The 361-nt window shown below is 64.0% G+C and carries 1 protein-coding gene; it reads right to left on the bottom strand.

Going from position 1 to position 361, the window contains the following annotated elements; translation table 11 throughout:
• Nucleotides 1-361, bottom strand: a 361-nt coding sequence (locus tag FH08_RS0134225; protein ID WP_031362664.1) for a tRNA methyl transferase PRC-barrel domain-containing protein, incomplete at both ends; no start/stop codon positions are given.

The following is a 361-nucleotide window of genomic DNA, read 5'->3' on the forward strand; positions in this document are numbered from 1 at the left end:
ACCTGGACCTGACATTCGATGGGCCCTACTGGAGTCTGACCAGAGGTCCACACCACGCGCTCTCCCCCTAACTCCCAAACCTCAAGCTCCTCAACGGTTCCCACTCGCACGGTGGCCGTTTCGGCATCGATCGACGTGACATATCGAGGTCGGCCGTCCGCGGCGGGACCCACCAACCCCAGCCCCTTGCGCTGACCGATGGTGAACTCGTGCACACCCGCATGGGTGGATAACACACTGCCGTCGGCGTCCACCACATTCCCGCGACGCACGCCGATCCGCGCCCCAAGGAACGCCTGAGTGTCCCCCGACGGGATGAAGCAGATGTCGTGGCTGTCAGGCTTGTTCGCGACGAGCAGAC

It is taken from the genome of Caballeronia sordidicola (assembly GCF_000729995.1).
GTDB classification, from domain to species: domain Bacteria; phylum Pseudomonadota; class Gammaproteobacteria; order Burkholderiales; family Burkholderiaceae; genus Caballeronia; species Caballeronia sordidicola_A.